Annotated in this window: 6 protein-coding genes; 4 read left to right on the top strand and 2 right to left on the bottom strand. The window is 75.8% G+C overall.

The genetic code is table 11. The features are described 5' to 3' along the window. The first annotated feature begins 110 nt into the window (after positions 1 to 110). Positions 111 to 845 (top strand): VOC family protein, encoded by a 735-nt coding sequence (locus tag AAHZ94_RS27985; RefSeq protein ID WP_349996308.1) that lies wholly within the window; start codon positions 111 to 113, stop codon positions 843 to 845. A gap of 194 nt (positions 846 to 1,039) precedes the next feature. Continuing rightward, entirely contained in the window at positions 1,040 to 1,621 is a 582-nt protein-coding gene (locus AAHZ94_RS27990) for a gamma carbonic anhydrase family protein (RefSeq protein WP_349996300.1), read from the top strand. 317 nt (positions 1,622 to 1,938) lie between these two features. Here the strand turns inward: AAHZ94_RS27990 and AAHZ94_RS27995 are convergent, their stop codons facing one another. Beyond that, on the bottom strand, positions 1,939 to 2,370 hold the full coding sequence (locus tag AAHZ94_RS27995) for a DoxX-related protein (protein WP_349996302.1): 432 nt from the start codon (positions 2,368 to 2,370) through the stop codon (positions 1,939 to 1,941). A gap of 83 nt (positions 2,371 to 2,453) precedes the next feature. On the opposite strand from AAHZ94_RS27995, the gene AAHZ94_RS28000 reads away from it, so the two are divergent. Then, positions 2,454 to 3,290 carry a TetR/AcrR family transcriptional regulator gene (locus AAHZ94_RS28000; RefSeq protein ID WP_349996304.1) on the top strand — a complete coding sequence of 279 codons (837 nt, stop codon included), beginning with the start codon at positions 2,454 to 2,456 and terminating at the stop codon, positions 3,288 to 3,290. A gap of 225 nt (positions 3,291 to 3,515) precedes the next feature. Here AAHZ94_RS28000 and AAHZ94_RS28005 read toward each other — a convergent pair whose 3' ends face one another. After that, entirely contained in the window at positions 3,516 to 4,502 is a 987-nt protein-coding gene (locus AAHZ94_RS28005) for an NADPH:quinone reductase (protein WP_349996305.1), read from the bottom strand. 125 nt (positions 4,503 to 4,627) lie between these two features. Between AAHZ94_RS28005 and AAHZ94_RS28010 the strand changes: the two genes are divergently transcribed. Beyond that, a complete protein-coding gene (locus AAHZ94_RS28010) occupies positions 4,628 to 5,068 on the top strand; it encodes a GNAT family N-acetyltransferase (protein WP_349996306.1) in 441 nt (146 codons plus the stop codon). Positions 5,069 to 5,184 lie beyond the last annotated feature (116 nt).

Consider the following 5,184-nt stretch of genomic DNA (forward strand, 5'->3'; position numbering starts at 1 on the left):
GGTGCGGGCCCCGCGGGCTCGGGTTGTGAGGCGTTAAACCCTTGGCGGCCCCCCCCCCCCCGCCGCCCCCGCGGCGGGGGGGGGGGGCCGCGCCCTGCTGGGTCAGTCTGCTGGCCCGCGACCTCCCGGCCGCCCAGGAGTTCTACGGGGCCGTGCTCGGCTGGTCCTTCCGGCCGGCCGACCTGGGCAGCGAGTTCGCCGTGGCGCACCTGGACGGGCAGCCGGTGGCCGGGCTCGGGGCGCTCGCCAGCACCCTGCACGTCTCCGTGGCGTGGACCCCGTACTTCGCGGTGGCCAGCGCCGACGAGACGACCGCACGCATCCGTGAGCGCGGCGCGACGGTGGCGGTGGGGCCGCTGCGCCTCGGCCACGGCCGGGCGGCGCTCGCGGCCGACCTCGACGGGGCCACGTTCGGCCTGTGGGAGGGGGCGGTGTTGCACTGGTCGGTGGGGCGCGGCCGGGCGCCGGCCTGGCTGGAGTTGCGGACCCGCGACGCGTTCGCCGCCGCCATCTTCTACGGGGAGGTCCTGCGGTGGGCGATCCCCGGCGAGGCGGGGTGCGACGTGGACTACGCGCAGGGCCAGGTGCTGCTCAAGGACGGCGAACACCCCGTCGCCGGGCTGCGTGGCGGCGCCGTGGAGGCGGCCCCCGACCCCAGCATCCGCCCCCGCTGGCACGTGTACTTCCCGTGTGCGGACGTGGACCGGGTGGTGCGGGTCGCTGTCGACGCCGGTGGCTCGGCCGTGGAGCTCCCGACGGTCTCGCCGCACGGTTACGAGGCGACGCTGCGTGATCCGGACGGCGGCCTGTTCACCGTGGTGGCGGCCGACGGCAAGTCGGCGTGACCCCGCGGCCGGCCGGCGTGACCCCGCGGCCCGCCCGGCCCCGGCTCTCCCCCGTCTGAGGTAGGGACTCGGCGTACGAGCTGCCCGCCGTACGCACCGCCCCGGGCACGAGCCTGCCGCCACGGCCGCGGGGCGCGCCGGGGCGTGGCATACGGTGCGGGGTGCACGCACCGGGTTCGCGGAGGGGATCGGCGATGGCACAGCAGGCTTTGATCGCGGCGTTCGGCGGCAAGGAGCCGCAGGTGGGCGCCGATGTGTTCACCGCCCCCTCGTCGGTGATCATCGGTGAGGTGACGTTGGCCGCCGGCGCGAGCGTCTGGTACCACGCCGTACTACGGGCCGACTGCGGCCCGATCGCGGTGGGCGCCGGCAGCAACATCCAGGACAACTGCACCGTCCACGTCGATCCGGGCTTCCCGGTGACGGTCGGCGCGCGCGTGACGGTGGGACACAACGCCGTACTGCACGGCTGCACGGTCGAGGACGACTGTCTGATCGGCATGGGCGCCACCGTGCTCAACGGAGCGGTGGTGGGCGCAGGTTCGCTGGTCGCGGCCCAGGCACTGGTCCCGCAGGGGATGCAGATCCCGCCCGGCTCGCTGGTGGCCGGCGTGCCCGCCAAGGTCCGGCGCCCGCTGACCGACGAGGAGCGCGCGGGCATCCGGGCCAACGCCGCTGGCTACACCGAACTGGCCCACCACCACCGCGCGGCCTTCACCACGCCGACCGCCCCGACCGCCGCCCCGACCACCCCGCCCCCCACCGCCGCGGACTGACCGCCGGAGCCGTCGACCGACAGCCGCATCGACCGACGGAGGCACGAGGTCGAGCAAGGCCGACCACCAGCGCGCGTCGGCAGCGGAGGTGGCGTACGGAACGGCCCGTACGAGACGGCGCCGTACGGGAGGGACGGAGCAGGAGAGACGGGCACGGCGTGGGCCCGCCGCAGCGCGGATGGCGCGGGGCCCACCCCGGCAGACGGAAGACGCGGGCTCGCGGGCCCGCCACAGACACGCACGGCGTACGCCCGCTTCCCCGCCGAGCGGACGTACGCCCCTATCGATGTGCGCGGATCGGTGGGCCCGCGGGTCCCTCAGAGCGCCGCCACGAGCGCCGCGACCGCGACGTATCCGGCCTGGAGCGCCGAGCGACGGCCGAGCGGGTCGCCCTGGGCGGTCCGACGGCGGGCCGCGGAGACGTTGGCCGGGAACATGGCGACGAGCAGCAGCGCCAACCCGGCAGCCGCCCACCGTGCGGACGCCGGCACCAGCAGGGCTGCGGCGCCGGCCGCCTCCAGCAGGCCGGTGAGGGTCACCAGCAGGTCGGGGCGGGGCAGCGGTGGCGGGACCATGTCGATGAGGTCGGCACGGAGTGCCGGATGGAAGTGGGCAACCGCGGTGAAGGCGAACATCAGGGCCAGCCCGATGCGCACCGCGGGGTGCCAACCGTCCAGCGCGTCCACGCCGAGCAGTCCGGCCAGTCGCGCCCCGAGGAATCCGACGACCAGGGCCACGAGCGGTTCCATGACATCCTCCTCGGATCGAACTTGACACTGCCAAGATACGCCCGATTTGCCCCATCTTGTCAATGGCAAGATAGGCTGGCCGCATGGCTACCCGCCCGTACCACCACGGAGATCTACGCCGCACCCTGCTCGCCGCCGCTGCCACGACGATCGCGGAGCGTGGCGTGGCGGGACTGAGCCTGCGCGCCCTCGCGCACAGTGCGGGCGTCTCGCACGCCGCGCCCACCCACCACTTCGGCGACAAGCGGGGGCTGCTGACCGCGCTCGCCGCCGAGGGGCACGGCATGCTGGCCGATGCGCTCGGCGGCGCCGGCGGCGATCTGCTGGCCGTCGGCGTGGCGTACGTCCGCTTCGCGGCCGAGCACCGGGCCCACTTCGCGGTGATGTTCCAACCGAACCTCTACGACACGAACGATCCGCAGGTCAGCGCCGCGCGCGAGCGCGCGAACCGGTCCCTGACCACCGCCTTGGCCGCGAACCGGTCCCGGACCACCGCACTGGCCCAGCGCTCCGCGCCAGCACCCGCAACGGAGGACGCGCCGCCGGCACCGGCGCCCCCGCCCGCGGCGCCCGCCTCGCCAAGGCCCTCGTCACCGACGGCCCCGCCCCGCGCGGATTCCGCGACGGCGGATGCCACCGCAAGGGACCCCGAGGCGGACCCCGAGGCGGCCGAGCTCGCGGCCTGGTGCCTGGCCCATGGCTTCGCCGCGCTCTGGCTCAGCGGCGCGCTGCCCGCCGCCGTCGGCGACGGTGACGGCGATGACGGCGATGACGACCGTGCTGGTGGTGGCGATGGTGACGGCGGCGGTGACAGCGCCGGCGCCGGTGGCAGCGGCAGCGGCAGCGGCAGCGGCAGCGGCTCAGCCGACGTCGAAGCCACCGCGCGCCGCGTACTCGCCCAGCTCTTCACGCCGCGCTGAACCGGGCGGCGGGCCCGCGCCCGAACCAGCCGGCCGGTCCTTGCAAGCCCTACGGGACCCGCCAACCCCGCCGACTCCGGCAGCCCGGCCCCGCAACCCCAGTCGCCAGCCCCGCCGGCACGCATCCCCACAACACCCCACCACCCCCTACCGGCAGGCGCTCGCCACACCCCGCCGCCCCACCGCTCCCGCCAGAACGGGCCAACCGCCCGCGTCGGGGCACGGTCAGCCGTCCAGATCAGGGCGGAGGACCACGCGCCGGCCGTGTAGTTCACCGCGCTCCAGCCGGGTGTGCGTCTTGGCCGCCGCGCTGAGCGGTTCGCGCTCCAGTTCGCGGGGGCGCAGTCCGCCGCGGGCGAGCAGCGTGCCCACCGATCGGGCGGCCTCGGCCAACTCGGCCGTCGTGGCGTGCGAGATGACCACGCCGACGATCGAACCGTCCTTCATGTACAGCGGCCCGACAGGGAGTTCGGGCCGGCTGCGGGCCCCCGCCAGCAGCACGATCCGGCCGCGGAAGGCCAGCAGTTCCACGGCGACGGGCAGGTCGTTGTGGCCCGAGGTGTCCAGGAGCACGTCCACGCCGCGCGGGGCCACCGCGCGGATGCGCTCGACGAGCCGCGGGTCACGGTAGTCGAAGACGTACCGGGCGCCGAGTTCCTCGCAGTACGCGCGGTCCCCGGCCGACGCCGTCGCCACGACCGTGGCGCCGGCCCGTACGGCCAGCTCCACCAGAGCCGATCCGACGTTGCCCGCGGCCCCCGCGACCAGCACCGTCTCGCCCGCCCGCAGCCTGCCGTGGGTCAGCAGGGCCAGATGGGCGGTGACGGCGGGGTGCACCACCGCGACCGCCGCATCGGGGTCCACGCCAGGCGGCAGGTGGTAGAGGCGGTCGGCGGCCACCACCGCGCGCTCGGCCGCGGCGCCCTGCCGGCCGCCGTGCCCCAGGCTGTTGCACCAGACCGCGTCGCCGACCGCGAAGCCGTCGACGCCGGGGCCCAGTTCGGCGACCGTACCGACCAGGTCCCGGCCGATGACGAACGGGAAGGGGGTGGGCGTGCGGAAGAGCCCGGAGCGGACGAAGGTGTCGACCGGGTTCACCGTGGTGGCCGCGACCTCGACCAGCACGTCGGTGGGGCCGGGGCGGGGGTCGGGGAGGGTGCCGTACTCGATGGCCTCCGGCGGGCCGAGCCGCCGGATGAACGCTGCACGCATGGCCGCGAGTCTGGCAGCCCGCGGCCCGCCCCTCACCTCCGGCGGGCCGAGTGCGTCAGGTCGGCCCGCCGGAGGTACGGTCCGGGGCCGGGGCCCGTACCGGTACGCCGGACACTCGGCCTACGATGCGCGGCGTGGAGCTGACGACGACCGACATCGCCCCGACCGACGCCGCCATGGCCACCGACGTGGCCCCACTCATCCGCACCCTGCGCCCCGCCCTGACCGAGGACGCCTTCACCGCCTTCGCCACCCGGGCGCACGCCCAGGGCCTGGTCTTCACCGCCGGCTACGACCCGGCGGGCACCTGTCTGGCGGTGGCGACGCACCGGGTGCTCGCCACCAGCCGGGGGCTGCTGCTGTACGTGGACGACCTGGTCACCGCCGAACACGCGCGCTCCGGCGGCATCGGGGCCCGCATGTTCGCCGTACTGGAAGAGCGCGCCCGCGCGGCCGGCTGCACCCGCATCGAACTGGACTCGGGGGTGACCAACCACCACGCCCACCGCTTCTACCACGCCCACCGGATGGCGATCACAGCCCTGCACTTCGGCCGCGCCCTGTGACCACACCGCCGGCCGTCCCGGGCCCGCGGCACGCCGTGGGTTACGCGCCACGGGCCGCGACGGCAGGCAGGCAGGCAGGCAGGCAGGCAGGCAGGCAGGCAGGCAGGCAGGCAGGC

The organism is Streptomyces sp. HSW2009, assembly GCF_040240285.1.
Taxonomy (GTDB): Bacteria; Actinomycetota; Actinomycetes; order Streptomycetales; family Streptomycetaceae; genus Streptomyces.

Bases quoted from the DNA above. Each gene is read 5' to 3' on its own strand.
- AAHZ94_RS27995 (WP_349996302.1), bottom strand. From the start codon at position 2,370: ATGGAACCGCTCGTGGCCCTGGTCGTCGGATTCCTCGGGGCGCGACTG.
- AAHZ94_RS28005 (WP_349996305.1), bottom strand. From the start codon at position 4,502: ATGCGTGCAGCGTTCATCCGGCGGCTCGGCCCGCCGGAGGCCATCGAG.
- AAHZ94_RS27990 (WP_349996300.1), top strand. From the start codon at position 1,040: ATGGCACAGCAGGCTTTGATCGCGGCGTTCGGCGGCAAGGAGCCGCAG.
- AAHZ94_RS28010 (WP_349996306.1), top strand. From the start codon at position 4,628: ATGCGCGGCGTGGAGCTGACGACGACCGACATCGCCCCGACCGACGCC.
- AAHZ94_RS28000 (WP_349996304.1), top strand. From the start codon at position 2,454: ATGGCTACCCGCCCGTACCACCACGGAGATCTACGCCGCACCCTGCTC.